The sequence below is a fragment of the Micromonospora matsumotoense genome, assembly GCF_050951065.1.
GTDB classification, from domain to species: Bacteria; Actinomycetota; Actinomycetes; order Mycobacteriales; family Micromonosporaceae; genus Micromonospora; species Micromonospora matsumotoensis.
On the sequence record NZ_CP192025.1, the window covers coordinates 220,042 to 233,373 of the forward strand.

Genomic DNA, 13,332 nt, shown 5'->3' on the forward strand with positions numbered 1-13,332 from the left:
TCAGGCCTTGGGGATGTCGAACAGGTTGGCGATGTTGGCGGCCAGGCCCAGGTCACCCTTGGCCTTGAGCTTGCCGGTCATGAACATCATCACCGGGTTGGCCCCACCGGAGACGATCTTGAGGAACTCGACCGGGCCCATGGTGAGGGCGAGCTTCGGGTCGTGCTGCGGTGGCTCGTTGACGGTGCACGCGCCGTCGGCGATGGCGATCTCGTAAGTGTCGGTGCCGCCGTCGGGGCGGCCGGTGATGTTCCAGTGGATCACGGCGTTGGTCGTGCCGGCCCGGTCGGCGCGGAACAACTGCGGCATCCGGCCGAAGACCTCACTGAGCACCTTGCCGCGCAGGTCGCCGGACATCACCTCGACGATCTTGTCGTCCGGGGTGGACTTGACCAGCTGGGCGAACTCCTTGGGGCCGTAGTTGGCGAAGTTGGCCGGGTCGAAGTCAGTCATGGAAAATTGCACCTCTCGGGGCGGACAGTTTTGGTTACTCCAGCGTAACCTTACGCACGAGTAGGTATGCTTGCAAGAGTGTCCAGCACACCCAGCTTCAAGCGCCTTCCCCGGGCCGTACGCGAGCAGCAGATGCTCGACGCGGCCGTCAAGGTCTTCTCCCGACGCGGCTTCCACGCCGCCAGCATGGACGAGATCGCCGAGGACGCGGGCATCTCCAAGCCGATGGTCTACGCCTACCTCGGCACCAAGGAGGAGCTGTTCATCGCCTGCCTGCACCGGGAGACCGCCCGGATGATGCTGGCCATCGCCGGGGCCGCCGCCCCCGACCTCCCCGCCGACCAGCGGCTCTGGCGCGGGCTGCGGGCCTTCTTCGGCTTCGTCGGGGCGCACCGCGACGGCTGGGCCGTGCTCTACCGGCAGGCCCGGGGCTCCCAACCGTTCGCCGCCGAACTGGCCGCGATGCGCGCCCGGCTGGTCGAGGTGGTCGCCGGGATGCTCGACCACGCGCTGCGCGCCCGGGGCCGGGAGGTCGCCGGGACCGAACTGGAGGTCGTCGCCTACGCCCTGGTCGGCGCGAGCGAATCGCTGGCGGACTGGCTGGCCGACCACCCCGAGGCCGAGCCGGAGAAGACCGCCACCCGGATGATGAACGTCGCCTGGCTCGGCGCGGCCCAACTCCTCGACGGCGTCACCTGGCGGCCGCCGGTGGACTGACCGCTATCGGTGGCCACCCGGTAGTGGGCCGGCCGGGCCGGATGCGTCGCCACGTTCGCCGGCCGCTCGGCCCGGCACTGGTCAGGCGGTACCGGTCGGGCCGGCACTGTCTGGGCCGGCGGGCAGCACGTCGCCGGACTGTCGGAGCCGACTGCGAGGATCACCGGGTGCTGAACGGTATCGACGAGATCGACTGGTCCCGGCTCTCCCACGCGTACGGCCCGGCGGACGACGTGCCCGCGCAGCTCCGGGCGCTCGCCTCGGCCGACCCGGCCGTCCGGGACAGGGCCCGGCACGACCTCTACGGCAACATCTTCCACCAGGGCACCCGCTACGAGGCCACCGCCTATGCGGTGCCGTTCCTGTTGGAGTTGCTGGCCGATCCGGCCACTGCGGAGCCGTCCGAGCTGCTCGCCCTGCTCGTCGCGCTGGCCATCGAGGACGACGGGACCTGGCTCCCCGACAACCTGCCCGTGGCCGAGCTGCGCCGCGTCGCGGTCGGTGGTGCCGCCCTGCTCGCCGCCGCCCCCCACCCCGGAGACCCGGAGTTCGACGAGGACGAGGGCGACTACGTCTACGTCGGCTCGCTTTCCAGGGCCGACCAGGAGCGGCTGTACGCCCACATCACGCTGGCCGCATACGACGCGGTGCGCGCGGGCGTACCGCTGTTCCGGCAGCTGTTGACCCGACCCGACCCGGCGCTGCGGGCGGGTGCCGCCCACGCGTTGGCGTGGTTCCCGGAAGACGCGGCGGGCAGCGTGCCGGCACTGGCCGCCCTGATCGAAGCCGCCCCCGACGTCGCGCCGGACGGGGCGGCGCGGGCGGTGGCGGTCGGGACCGCCGCAGTCGCGCTCGGGCTGCTCGGTGTCGCTCCCGATTCGGCCCTGCTCACCGATGCCCGCCCGGTGATCCGCTGGGGTGCGGCGGTCGGTCGGGCCCGGGTGCTCGGCCCGACCGCCGACCCGGCGACCATCGACGAGCTGATGACCTGGGCCGGCGGTCGGGGGGAGAGCGCGGAGGGGGTGCCGTTCCTCGACGGTGACCTGGCCGGTCACGCCGGCCTGGCGTTGCGGCAGCTCGGTGCCGACCATGCCGGTGCGGGCTTCGAGGTGCTGCTGGGCCGGATTCCCACGGTTTCCGGCACCGAGGCGTTGCCGGTGGTGGCCCAGGCGCTCACCATGGCGTTCCCCGACGGCCCGCTCCCCGCCGGCACGCCCGCGACCGACCTGACCGACCGGCAGCGTCGGCTGGTGGAGACGCTGGCCGGGTCGCCCGGCAGTTGGCGGATCGGGGCGCACACCTTCGGCAACTTCTCCCAGTTGGTCGCCAGCCGTGGACTGCCCGGCGACCCGGCGAAGCTGCGTGCCTACCTGGATGACGGCTCGGCTCCGCCTCGATGACCGGCGATCCGCCGGCGGTCTTCCCGGTGGTCGTGGTGCCGGTGCGCGGCGAGCCGGCGTGGCCGATGGTGGTCGGACGGTCATTGGCGGGCCGCAGCGCGGCGGCGGGCCCGGTAACGCCACCAGCGGGCCAGCTCCCACAACCCGGTGACGGCCAGCGAGAGACCGATGCCGGTGAGCAGCCCCCGGACCGGGTCGCGTTCGAAGGCCAGCCCACCGAAGTAGCCGAGCAGCCCGCAGTACAGGCTCCAGACGGCGGCGGCGACGCTGTCGAAGAGCAGGAAGCGCAGGAGCGGATACCGGACGGCACCCATGGTCAGGGTGACGGCGGTCCGCCCACCGGGCACGAAGCGGGAAGTGGTGAGGATCGAGCCGCCCCGCCGGTCCACCGCCCGGCGGGCCCAGTCCGAGCCGGTCCGGCGGCGGCTGCCGTCGGGCAGCCGGGCCAGCCGGTGCGCGCCGCCGCCCCGGCCGATGCCGTACGAGACGTGGTCGCCGGCGAGCGCGCCGAGGGCCGCCACCGCGATCACGGCGGTCAGGTTCGGCTCGCCGCTGGCGGCGAAGACCCCGGCGGTGATCACCACGGTCTCGCCGGGCATCGCCGGGAAGAACGCGTCGACCGCGGTCACCACGAAGATCACCAGGTACACCCAGGGTGAGGTGACGGTGTGGTGGAGCAGGTCGAGCACCGACTGCATGCCCCCATGCTCGACGCTGCGCCACCGGCCGGGGGCGGAGTCGCCGGATCAGGTCGCCGGTCGGGGCGGAGTCGCCGGATCGGGCCGCCGGTCGGGGCGGTGGATCAGGTCTTCTGCGGGATCAGGTCGCCGGTCGGGGCCGGGAGCGGATCGCCGGCCGGCGGGGTGTGCTCCCGCTTGTCGGCGGCGGTGGGACCGTGCGAGGTGAGCACCACCGGGGCGGCCAGTGCCTCCGCCACCGCGGCCGGCCAGTCGGTGGGCGGGGCGTCGTACACCGGGCGGGTCCGCAGCAGGCGGGCGGTGAGGGCCGCCTGCCGGTCCAGGTCGCCGGGCGGGCCGGGGGGTAACCGGTCGACGTCCTCGTAGCGGCGGCAGAGCCGCAGCGCGGGACGGGCGGAGTCGGGCCCGGCCGGGTCGGGGCGGGTCAGGTCGAGGTGGGTGAGGGCCAGCCCGTCGACCCCGCCGGCCACCGCCAGGGCGTACCGGTGGGCGACGGCGTCGAAGTGGCCGAACCGGAACCGGCCCTGCCACGGGTTGGTCGGGTTGCGCGGGTCGGTCAACGGCAGGGTCCGGTCCTCGGTGACCAGCGGGCCCGGCCCGTGCCGGGTGGTGACCGTCCGCAACACCCCCAGCCGGTACGCCGACCCGGCCGCCCCCGCCTCGGCCAGCAGCGCCTCGGCGTTGGCGAAGGTGGTGGTGCTCCACGTCGTGTACGGGTGGAAGCCGTGCCACTCGTCCAGCAGCACCCCCTGCGCCCCCTCGAAGACACAACTCTCCGCCCGCAGCACGCCCGCCAGGTAGGACCGGTCGACGATCGCCACCCGGGCGGCGAAGCCGGTGAACGCCGGCAGGCAGTCCGCCACCGGCGGGGCGTCCAGCGGGCCGAGTTCGGCGGTGAGCCGGTCCCGGAGCCCGGTGAGCCGGCGGCGCAGCAACTCCGGGTCCCGGCAGTCGGCCACCCGGGGCGCCTCGTCGGGGTGGGCGAGCCCGTACCGGACGGACTCGCCCACCCCCAGCCCGCAGGAGCCGTGCCGGCCGGCGCCCCGGGCCATCTCCCGGAGCCGGTTGGCGGCCCGGTGGTACGGCGTGGCCAGCAGCGCCTCCCCGTCGACGGTGAGCCGGTCGAGGGCGTCGGGCACCCCGACCGAGGCGAGGTGGTCGGCCTCGGCGGCCAGCGCCAGCGGGTCCACCACCTGCTGGCGGGCCAGGTGGGTGCGCACCCCGGGGTGGAACGTCCCCGCCCCGAACTGGGCGAACGTGTGCTGCCGGCCGTCGGGCAGCACGACGTTGTGGGCGGCCTGCGCGCCCCCGTTGAACCGCACCACGGTGTGCACGGGTCGGGTCGCGCAGAGCCAGTCCACGACGGTGCCCTTGCCGGCGTCGCCGTAACCGAGGTCGACGACGATCACGTGCCGGCCGGGTCCGGGCCGGTCCGGGCCGGTCGGGAGCGGACCGGGCCGCCGGGTCACGGGGGCGGGGACGTCGGTCACAGTCGGGTCACCCCACCGGTGCGGTGCGGTGCGGCCGGCAGCGTGGAGACCTCGGTCTGTCGGCCGCCGCCCAGGCGGGCCAGCGCCTTCGACACCGTGCCGCCGACGGTGGAGCCGGCCCGGTGCAGGTCACGAAGGCCCTCGTCCAGGTCGATGGCCTGTTCGCCGAGGCCGACGGTGAGCGCGATGGTCTCGCAGACCGCGTCCAGGTCGTCGAGCACGACGGCGTGCTGCCCGAGCCGGCCACGCCAGAAGTCGAGCACCTTGGCGTTGCCGGCATAGTGGCTGCCGGCAGGGAGCAGGTAGTAGGTGTCCCAGCGGCGGGTTACCTCGTCGACCATCTGCCGCAGCGGCACGTCCTCGCCGAGGTCGTCGCCGATCAGCCGGCTGACCTCCCGCCGGCTCACCTGGGGGTAGGCCAGCTCGTCGCCGATGATGAACAGGTAGCCGCGCCGGCCCCGCTTCTCCCAGCTGTCGGTGACCGTGTGCCGGGCCATGAAGTACATCGCCAGCTCGTACGACTCGGTCATCTGACCGCCGCCACCGCCCTCCAGCACGATCCGGCCGAGGTCGTCGTCCATCCGGTTGTCCGACTCGAACTGCCCCATCTGCAACGGCACCCGGTCGCAGGTGGCGTCGCCGATCGCGCCGAACATCACCTGCGGGTCGCGGGCGTAGCCCTGGCGCAGCAGCAGCCCGAGCAGTTGCGGCAGCTTGGCCTGGAGGGTGCGGGGCACGTGCCCCATCGAGCCGGTCACGTCGAACAGCACCGCGATGGGCGTCGACTGCGGGTGCTCCGCGTTGTCGCGGCTCTCCCGTACCGCGCCGCGCGGGTCGAGCGCCGGGTGCACGGTGCGCGCCCCGCTGTCGCTGTAGGAGAACGCGCTGGTGCCCTTCTTCCGGCGGTAGCGGTCGGCGGCGTCGTACACGTCGGTGGACCAGATTCCGCTGCCCATGGCAGCCTCCCTAGGGGTTGAGGGTGAAGGGGCGGAAGGTGCGCGGCCCGTAGAGCCGGTCCAGCACCTCGTCGAGTTCGCCGAGCAGTCGCCAGGCGTCGTCGGGTCGGGCGGCCAGCGCCGGGCGGCGGCAGCCGTCGGCGAAGGCGCGAAGTTCGTGAGGGGCCCGGTCGCCCATCAGCCAGCTCATGCACCGGGCGGCCATCGCCAGGTCGGTGCCGGGGCCGGCGGGCTGCCGGGCGGTGACCTCCGACGGGTACCAGTCCTCGTGGCCGGGGACCAGCGCCGGGACGGTCCCGCCCTCGACGGCGGAGAAGCACCAGTCGACCAGCACCACGCCGTGCGCGTCCGGCTCGATCAGCACGTGCCGGGGGAGCACCGCGCCGTGCACCACCCCGGCCCGGTGGGCCAGGCCGAGGGCGACCAGCAGCCGCCGCCAGATCCAGGCCGCGTCCCGGGCGTCCAACCCGTCCGGGTACGCCCGGCGTACCGCGTCGAGATCGTGCAGCCCGGGTACGGCGGCGAGCACGGTGATCCGGCGTTCCGCCCCGCTGGCGGCGTCCCGGTGCCGGAAGGTGTCGACCAGCCGGGGCACGTACGGCAGGTGGCGGGGGTCGCCGCGTTCCTCGATGGTCAGCAGGGCGTGCGTCTCGCGGGCCATGAGGTCGTTGTCGGCCGGGTCGCGGGGCAGTTTGAGCAGCCGGTCCGCCCCCACGTCGTAGAGGTCGGCGAGGTCACCGGCGTGGACCAGGGCGCCGAGCCGGTACCGCCCGAGCACGACCGTCGACGCGTCGCCGGCGGCCCGCCCACCCGAGGCGGGACCGGTGGATGCCGGGCCACCGGTGGCTCCCGGGTTGCCGGGTGCGGGGGTGCGGGCGGCGCGCCAGCGGGTGGTGACCTGGACGAAGGCGTCGGTGGCTGCGGCGCGTACCCGATGGTCGAGCGCGCCGAGGCGGTCGGGGTGCAGGGCCGCGACCAGCTCGCGGTAGCGCCGCGCCGGGGTGTCGACGCCGAACAGGTCGGTGTCGGTGCGGGCCGCCGCGACCAGCCGGATCGCCTCGTCGGTCCTCACCGGATCGTCTCCTCCCGGGCGGGGCGCAGCAGCGCCGGGTGCAGCAGGCGGGCGTCGCCGGCCCGGTAGAGCCGGGCCCGGGGTCCGCCCCGGGCGCCGCCGCGTTCGGTGCTGACGCCGGTGCTCTCCACGAAGCCGGGGACGGAGAGCACCTTGCGGTGGAAGTTGCCGGCGTGCAGCGGGTGCCCCCAGACCGTCTCGTAGACGCCGCGCAGCTCGGCGATGGTGAACTCGGGGCCGAGGAAGCGGGTGGCCAGCGGGGTGTATTCGAGCTTGGAGCGGGCGCGTTCCAGCCCGTCGTCGACGATCCGGGCGTGGTCGAAGGCGAGCTGCCGGCTGGGCAGGGCGGTGACCGGCAGCCAGCCGGCCTCGTCGGCGTCGGAGTCGGCGACCGGATCGGGCAGGTCGGGGGCGAAGGCGAGGTGGGCGACGGAGACGATCCGCATCCGGGGGTCCCGGTCCGGGGTGCCGTAACTGGCGAGCTGTTCCAGGTGGACCCGGCGCAGCCGGTCGCCGCCCAGGCCGGTCTCCTCGGCGAGTTCGCGGCGGGCCCCGGTGGTCAGATCCTCGTCGGGCTGGATGAAGCCGCCGGGCAGTGCCCAGTGCCCCTGGTAGGGAGGTTGGCCGCGTCGGATCAGCAGCAGGTGCAGCGCGCCCTCGCGGATGGTCAGCGCCACCACGTCCACGGTGATCGCGGTCGAGGGGTAGGCGCTGGGGTCGTATCCGGCGAGGAAGTCCTGCTCGTTCACGGCGTCCCTCTCAGGTTGAGAATTACTCGATCTGAGAACAACATAGCTCACGGGGAGGCGTCGGGCAACCGCTGCGGTGCCGGCCGGGAACTGTGCGTCCCGTCACGCGGTCGCCCGGCACCGTGCCGTGCCCAGCGCACCGACCGGACGGCCCACCGACCGGGCAGCGCCGCCAAGCGGGCGGCACACCAAGCGGACGGTGCGCCTAGCGGACGGTGCCCACCAGGTGCGGGCGGCCGGTTCGCGCGTCGTGCAGGGCGAAGTCCCAGCCCGGGACGGCGCTGAACGCCACCGTCGACGGCAACGGCACCGGCAGCTTGAACCCCACCTCCACGGTGTACGCCTCCGGCAGTCGGCTCTCCAGGGCGGCCAGACAGCGGGCCTTGCTCCACATGCCGTGCGCGATCGGTCGGGGGAACCCGAACAGCCGCGCCCCCAGCCGGGAGGTGTGGATCGGGTTGTGGTCCCCGGAGACCCGGGCGTACTCCGTACCCACCCGTGGGGTGAGTCGCCAGTGTGCGGTGGCGGCCGGCGGCGCGGGCCGCTCACCCGGGTCGCGCCCGGCACCCTCGCCGGCCCCCCGCTCCCGCCCCAGGTACGTCGACACCCCGCGCCACACCTCCTCGCCGCCGACCGAGCCGACCAGGACGACGTCGACCTGCCGCCCACGCGGATGCGGTCGGAGCTGCTCCGCGTGGACGACGAAGTCCCACTGTTCGCCGGCCGGGAGCGGTCGGTGCACGGTGATCCGGTTGCCCACGTGCACCACCCCGGCCAGCGGGAACGGAAACTCCGGCAGGGTCATCAACCGCAATGCCAGCGGGAACCCCAGCACGTGCGGGTAGGTCGCCGGCAGCGTGTCGGCCAGCCGGAAACCGCAGACCCGGTCGTACCCGGCGAGGTGGGCCCGGTCGACGGTGACCCCGGTGACGGCCAGTTCGACCGGAGGCGCGGCGTCCGGCCGGCGGGACCGGCTGATGCCGGGCAGCACGTCGCGTAACGCCCGCCGGTAGAGCGCGCCCGGCCTGGGCAGACCGGGCAACTCCACCCGGGCCCGCCCGGTCCGCGCCGACAGGTCCCCGTCGGCGTGCCCCGCGGTCGGGCCCATCGGACCCCCGGTGGCGTACGCCGACAGGTCGGTGGTGGCGGGCGTCGTCAGCTCCTCGGGTGCCGCCGGCCCGCCGGTAGCGTACGCCGACAGGTCGTGGGTCTCGTCGACGCTGCGGTCGGGTCCCGGGCCGGCGGCGCGGGCGGCGGCCAGCGCCGCCGGTGAGATGACCCCGGTGGGCCCGTCGATCAGGTCGCCGACCGACAGTTCCCCGTCGCCGGACTCCTCGGGTCGGTTCCTGCGCCGCGCCATCACGCCCCCAACAGACTCTGGCCGCAGACCCGGACCACGTTGCCGCTGACCGCGCCCGAGGCCGGCCAGGCCAGCCAGCCGATCGTCTCGGCGACGTCCACCGGCAGGCCACCCTGCGCCAGGCTGTTCATCCGGCGACCCGCCTCCCGGATCACCAGCGGGACCCGGGCGGTCAGCCGGGTCTCGATGAAGCCGGGGGCGACCGCGTTGACGCTGATCCCCCGCCCGGCCAGCGCCGGGGCGAGCGAGTCGACCAGGCCGATCACCCCGGCCTTGCTGGTCGCGTAGTTGGTCTGGCCCCGGTTGCCGGCGATCCCGGCGATCGACGAGACGGCGACCATCCGGCCGCCCTCGGGGATCAACTCCCGTTCCCACAGCACGTCGTTGATCCGTTCCTGACTGGAGAGGTTGACGTCGAGCACCGAGTCCCACCGGTCGGCGTCCATCCGACCCAGCGTCCGGTCCCGGGTGATGCCGGCATTGTGCACCACCACGTCGACCCGGCCGTGCCGGTCGGCCAGGTGGTCGGCGAGCCGGGTGGGGGCGTCCGGCCCGGTGAGATCGAGCTGTACGGCGGTGCCGCCGATCTCGTTGACGACCGCCGCGAGGGCGTCCCCGGCCGACGGGACGTCCAGCGCGACGACCTGCGCGCCGTCGCGGGCCAGCACCCGGGCGACCGCCGCGCCGATGCCCCGGGCCGCGCCGGTGACCAGCACCACCTGCCCGGCCAGCGGCCGGTTCCAGTCCGCCGGGACGGCGGCCGGCCCGGTGCCGACCCGGACCACCTGCCCCGAGACGTACGCGGAGCGGCCGGAGAGCAGGAACCGCAGGGTCGCCTCCAGGCTGGTCGGGGTGCCGGCGTCACCGGCCCGGGTGACGTACACCAGTTGGGCGGTGACGCCCCGACCGAACTCCTTGCCGATGCTGCGGGTCAGCCCCTCCAGGGCCCGCTGGGCGGTGGCCTCGCGGGGCGAACCGCACTCGGCGGGCGGGGTGCCCAACACGATCACCCGACCGCTGGGCAGCACCGCCCGGGCCTGCGGGTGGAAGAAGTCGTAGAGCTGGCGCAGGCCGGTGGAGTCGGTGACGCCGGTGGCGTCGTACACCAGGGCCCCGTTCTTCGGCAGTTGGCCTGTGGTGGGGTCCGGGTCGCCGCTCGCCGGCGTGTCGCGCAACTCGACCCCGGCGTCGAGCAGCATCCGGCCCACCTGGACTGCCAGTCTCGACCCGCCGGCCGCGCCGAGCAGGACCGGGCCGGGCAGCAACGGGTCGCCGGGGGTGTGCCGGCGCAGTCGCGGCGGGTCGGGCAGCCCGAGGCGCTTGACCAGCGCGCGGCCGGCCCCCGATTGGACGAAGCTCGCGTACCTGTCGGTCATGGGCGTAGCCTACTGGCCAGTAGGTTGAGGGCAAGTCCAGAAACGGAGGCGGGATCGTGCAGAGCATCCGGCGGGTCGCGGTCATCGGCGGCAACCGCATCCCCTTCGCCCGGTCCAACTCCCGGTACGCGAGCGCGTCCAACGCGGACCTGCTCGGCGCGGCGCTGGACGGGCTGATCGCCCGGTTCGGGCTGGCCGGGCAGCGGGTCGGCGAGGTGGTTGCCGGCGCGGTCCTCAAGCACTCGAAGGACTTCAACCTGACCCGTGAGGTGGTGCTCGGCTCGAAACTCGATCCGCACACCCCCGCGTACGACATCCAGCAGGCCTGCGGCACCGGCCTGGAGGCGGCCATCCTGGTCGCCAACAAGATCGCCCTCGGGCAGCTCGACGTGGGCATCGCCGGTGGCGTCGACACCACCTCCGACGCGCCGCTGGCGATCAACGAGGACATGCGCCGTACCCTGCTGAAACTCAACAGCGCCCGGACCCTCGGCGAGCGGCTGAAGATCGCCGCCAAGCTCCGCCCGCACCAGCCGTTCAAACCGGAGCTGCCGCGTAACGCCGAGCCCCGGACCGGGCTGTCGATGGGTGAGCACGCCGCCCGGACGGCGCTGCGCTGGCAGGTCGACAGGCGGTCCCAGGACGAGGTGGCGCTGCGCTCGCACCAGCGCCTCGCCGCCGCGTACGACCGGGGGTTCTTCGACGACCTGATGACGCCCTACCTGGGGCTGACCCGGGACCAGAACCTCCGCGCCGACACCAGCCTGGACAAGCTCGGCGCGCTCCGGCCGGTCTTCGGCATCCGGGGCCCGGACGCCGAGCAGGCCACCATGACCGCCGGCAACTCGTCCCCGCTGACCGACGGCGCGTCCACCGTGCTGCTCGCCTCCGAGCAGTGGGCGCGTGAGCACCAACTGCCCGTGCTGGCCTGGTTCTCCTGGTCGGAGACGGCGGCGGTGGACTTCGTGCACGGCGACGAGGGGCTGCTGATGGCCCCCGCGTACGCGGTCCCCCGGATGCTGGACCGGGCCGGGCTGACCCTCCAAGACTTCGACTTCTATGAGATCCACGAGGCGTTCGCCTCTCAGGTGCTGGCCACCCTGGCGGCCTGGGAGTCGCCGGAGTTCGGCAAGGACCGGTTGGGGCGGGACGCCCCGCTGGGCGCGATCGACCGGGACCGGCTCAACGTCAACGGCTCGTCGTTGGCCGCCGGGCACCCGTTCGCCGCCACCGGTGGCCGGATCGTGGCGACGCTGGCGAAACTGCTCGCCGAGAAGGGCAGCGGCCGGGGGTTGATCTCGATCTGCGCGGCCGGCGGGCAGGGCGTGACCGCCATCCTGGAGCGCTGACACCGCACCGGCGCCGAGTCCGCACCGTCCCGTCCCGGCCCGGGACGGGACGGACGACGGATGCGACAAAGGCCCCCTTCGGGGGACGAACCTTCCAAATGCTCACGTTCATGTGCTGACCTCCGCACGATGAGGGCGCTCGTTCGTCCCTTATCAGGAGGTTTGTGGTGAAAAGCAGACGCTGGCTCGTCGCCGTACTCTCCGCCGCGGCCCTGGTCGTCTTCCCCGGGGTCGCGCCCGCGGCCGGTACGCCGACCACCACGGCCGAGGCCGCCGCGCTCTCCGACGACGGCACCCGGGGGCCGGACGGCAGCCGCCCCGGCCACACCCAGCCCAACGCCCGGAACATCCGGTCCGACCAGCCATCCGCCCTGCCCGGTGCTGCGCAGCCCGGCCGATCCGGTGGTCAGCAGCCCCCGCCGGACGAGAGTCACTGCCGCCCCGGCCTACCGCCGGATGCGCCGCAGACCACCCGGTTCTACGACGACAACCGACTGCTCGGGCCGACCACGTTGCCGAGCCCGTCCCCGGTCGGCCCGCTGCTCGCCGGCTACCAGCGGTTCGGCGCACAGGGCGAGTCCCGGTGGGTCCAGAACTACACGGTGAACGGAGCAGGCACCACGCTGGTCTTCCCGCCGGAGAGCGGCTTCTTCCTCGGCCCGGACGGCAAAGCGGTTAAGCAGCGGCAGACCATGCTGCCGGGATACCGCCTGGACCGCTTCGGCTTCACCGGCGGCGCCTTCCTGGCCCCGCTCGGTACCCCGTTCGGCTCCCGCTCCCTCGCCCCGCAGAGCCTGAACACCCCACCGACGCCACCGGCCACCACGCCTGCCGCTCCGCTGGCGAACTACCACACCTACTGCGTGCTCACGCCGTTCGACGTCGACTCCGGCCCGATCGCCCCCTGGTTCGCGCAGCCCGGCATGGGCACCCAGTTCCAGCTCAACCCGGCGTACGTGCCGCAGGCCGGCAACCTGCTGAACGTGCAGTGGCTGCTGGACCACCACGTCATCGTCGAGGAGTATCTGGGTGGGAGCACGCCGCCCTGCCCGACCGACGCCGTGCCGCGTCAGGGTGGGGTGGGCGGCGGACTGCGCACCGCGCCGATCTGTTGATCCGCTGCCGCCCCGACCCGGCCGGCTCCTGTCGTGTCCGGCCCGGCCCGGCCGTCCGGGCGGCGGCCGGGCAGGTCGCCGGCCCGGCCCGTTTCCGCACCCAGGAGGTCACCGTGGATCGGCACGAGCTGCGTAACGCCCTCTTCGCGACCGGGATCTCCCCGGACGCCTTCGAGTTGGAGAAGGTGCACGAGCACGTCCCCCTGCCACCCGACTTCTGGTTCCTCCGCCGGTCCGCCGACGCCCGGTGGGAGATCGGGGCGTACGAACGCGGGGTGTACGACGTCCGCCTGGCGTACGACACCGAGCCGGAGGCGTGCGCGGGGCTGTGGCGGGCACTGACCGGTCGCCCCACCCCGCCCTGACGTGCCGCCCGGCCCCGGCCTGGCCGGGGTGATCCACTCATCGGGGGCGGAACAGCGGTGTCCCGGCCCCCGCGATACCGCTGTTCCGCCTCCCGGGAGTCGATCGTCCGCGTACTCGCTGAGTAGTCGGTCGCGTCGGACCCGGCAGGGCCAGGGCTCGCCGCACCCGGCGCACTGCCAGCTGGGACGGCCCCGGCACGAGGCAGACCACGCAGAGGTGGGTTTCCGGATC

At 74.1% G+C, this 13,332-nt stretch carries 13 protein-coding genes; 5 read left to right on the top strand and 8 right to left on the bottom strand.

The window, feature by feature from the left end; genetic code table 11:
* The gene (locus ACQP1S_RS01085) at positions 1–453 is read right to left on the bottom strand and encodes an SCP2 sterol-binding domain-containing protein (protein WP_432902142.1); all 453 of its coding nucleotides are present in this window, start codon (positions 451–453) and stop codon (positions 1–3) included.
* Positions 454–531: 78 nt separating this feature from the next.
* On the opposite strand from ACQP1S_RS01085, the gene ACQP1S_RS01090 reads away from it, so the two are divergent.
* A complete protein-coding gene (locus tag ACQP1S_RS01090; RefSeq protein ID WP_176739162.1) occupies positions 532–1,170 on the top strand; it encodes a TetR/AcrR family transcriptional regulator in 639 nt (212 codons plus the stop codon).
* A 167-nt stretch (positions 1,171–1,337) separates the two neighbouring features.
* The gene (locus ACQP1S_RS01095; protein WP_432902145.1) at positions 1,338–2,570 is read left to right on the top strand and encodes a HEAT repeat domain-containing protein; all 1,233 of its coding nucleotides are present in this window, start codon (positions 1,338–1,340) and stop codon (positions 2,568–2,570) included.
* An 80-nt stretch (positions 2,571–2,650) separates the two neighbouring features.
* Here the strand turns inward: ACQP1S_RS01095 and ACQP1S_RS01100 are convergent, their stop codons facing one another.
* From ACQP1S_RS01100 to ACQP1S_RS01130, 7 genes are all read right to left on the bottom strand, one after another.
* Positions 2,651–3,268, bottom strand: coding sequence for a DedA family protein (locus tag ACQP1S_RS01100; protein ID WP_432902147.1), 618 nt, complete (start codon positions 3,266–3,268; stop codon positions 2,651–2,653).
* Positions 3,269–3,372: 104 nt separating this feature from the next.
* Positions 3,373–4,674, bottom strand: a complete 1,302-nt coding sequence (locus ACQP1S_RS01105) for an adenylosuccinate synthetase (protein WP_432907678.1) — start codon at positions 4,672–4,674, stop codon at positions 3,373–3,375.
* Between the two features lie 80 nt (positions 4,675–4,754).
* A complete protein-coding gene (locus ACQP1S_RS01110) occupies positions 4,755–5,714 on the bottom strand; it encodes a hypothetical protein (RefSeq protein ID WP_432902149.1) in 960 nt (319 codons plus the stop codon).
* Between the two features lie 10 nt (positions 5,715–5,724).
* On the bottom strand, positions 5,725–6,786 hold the full coding sequence (locus ACQP1S_RS01115) for a serine/threonine protein kinase (RefSeq protein WP_432902151.1): 1,062 nt from the start codon (positions 6,784–6,786) through the stop codon (positions 5,725–5,727).
* The gene (locus ACQP1S_RS01120; RefSeq protein WP_432902153.1) at positions 6,783–7,535 is read right to left on the bottom strand and encodes an NUDIX hydrolase; all 753 of its coding nucleotides are present in this window, start codon (positions 7,533–7,535) and stop codon (positions 6,783–6,785) included. The genes ACQP1S_RS01115 and ACQP1S_RS01120 overlap by 4 nt, the downstream gene beginning before the upstream one ends.
* Before the next feature lie 205 nt (positions 7,536–7,740).
* Positions 7,741–8,643, bottom strand: coding sequence for a MaoC/PaaZ C-terminal domain-containing protein (locus tag ACQP1S_RS01125; protein WP_432907681.1), 903 nt, complete (start codon positions 8,641–8,643; stop codon positions 7,741–7,743).
* Between the two features lie 251 nt (positions 8,644–8,894).
* Positions 8,895–10,271 carry a 3-oxoacyl-ACP reductase gene (locus tag ACQP1S_RS01130; RefSeq protein ID WP_432902155.1) on the bottom strand — a complete coding sequence of 459 codons (1,377 nt, stop codon included), beginning with the start codon at positions 10,269–10,271 and terminating at the stop codon, positions 8,895–8,897.
* 56 nt (positions 10,272–10,327) lie between these two features.
* Between ACQP1S_RS01130 and ACQP1S_RS01135 the strand changes: the two genes are divergently transcribed.
* The 3 genes from ACQP1S_RS01135 (at position 10,328) to ACQP1S_RS01145 (ending at position 13,100) form a co-directional block, all read left to right on the top strand.
* On the top strand, positions 10,328–11,620 hold the full coding sequence (locus tag ACQP1S_RS01135; protein ID WP_432902157.1) for an acetyl-CoA C-acetyltransferase: 1,293 nt from the start codon (positions 10,328–10,330) through the stop codon (positions 11,618–11,620).
* A 167-nt stretch (positions 11,621–11,787) separates the two neighbouring features.
* The gene (locus tag ACQP1S_RS01140; RefSeq protein WP_432902159.1) at positions 11,788–12,735 is read left to right on the top strand and encodes a TNT domain-containing protein; all 948 of its coding nucleotides are present in this window, start codon (positions 11,788–11,790) and stop codon (positions 12,733–12,735) included.
* A 113-nt stretch (positions 12,736–12,848) separates the two neighbouring features.
* Positions 12,849–13,100 (top strand): hypothetical protein, encoded by a 252-nt coding sequence (locus tag ACQP1S_RS01145; RefSeq protein ID WP_432902161.1) that lies wholly within the window; start codon positions 12,849–12,851, stop codon positions 13,098–13,100.
* The last annotated feature ends 232 nt before the right edge of the window (positions 13,101–13,332 follow it).

Excerpts from the sequence above, each read along its gene's own strand:
- ACQP1S_RS01085 (WP_432902142.1), bottom strand. The coding sequence starts at position 453 with ATGACTGACTTCGACCCGGCCAACTTCGCCAACTACGGCCCCAAGGAG.
- ACQP1S_RS01100 (WP_432902147.1), bottom strand. The coding sequence starts at position 3,268 with ATGCAGTCGGTGCTCGACCTGCTCCACCACACCGTCACCTCACCCTGG.
- ACQP1S_RS01110 (WP_432902149.1), bottom strand. The coding sequence starts at position 5,714 with ATGGGCAGCGGAATCTGGTCCACCGACGTGTACGACGCCGCCGACCGC.
- ACQP1S_RS01125 (WP_432907681.1), bottom strand. The coding sequence starts at position 8,643 with ATGGGCCCGACCGCGGGGCACGCCGACGGGGACCTGTCGGCGCGGACC.
- ACQP1S_RS01130 (WP_432902155.1), bottom strand. The coding sequence starts at position 10,271 with ATGACCGACAGGTACGCGAGCTTCGTCCAATCGGGGGCCGGCCGCGCG.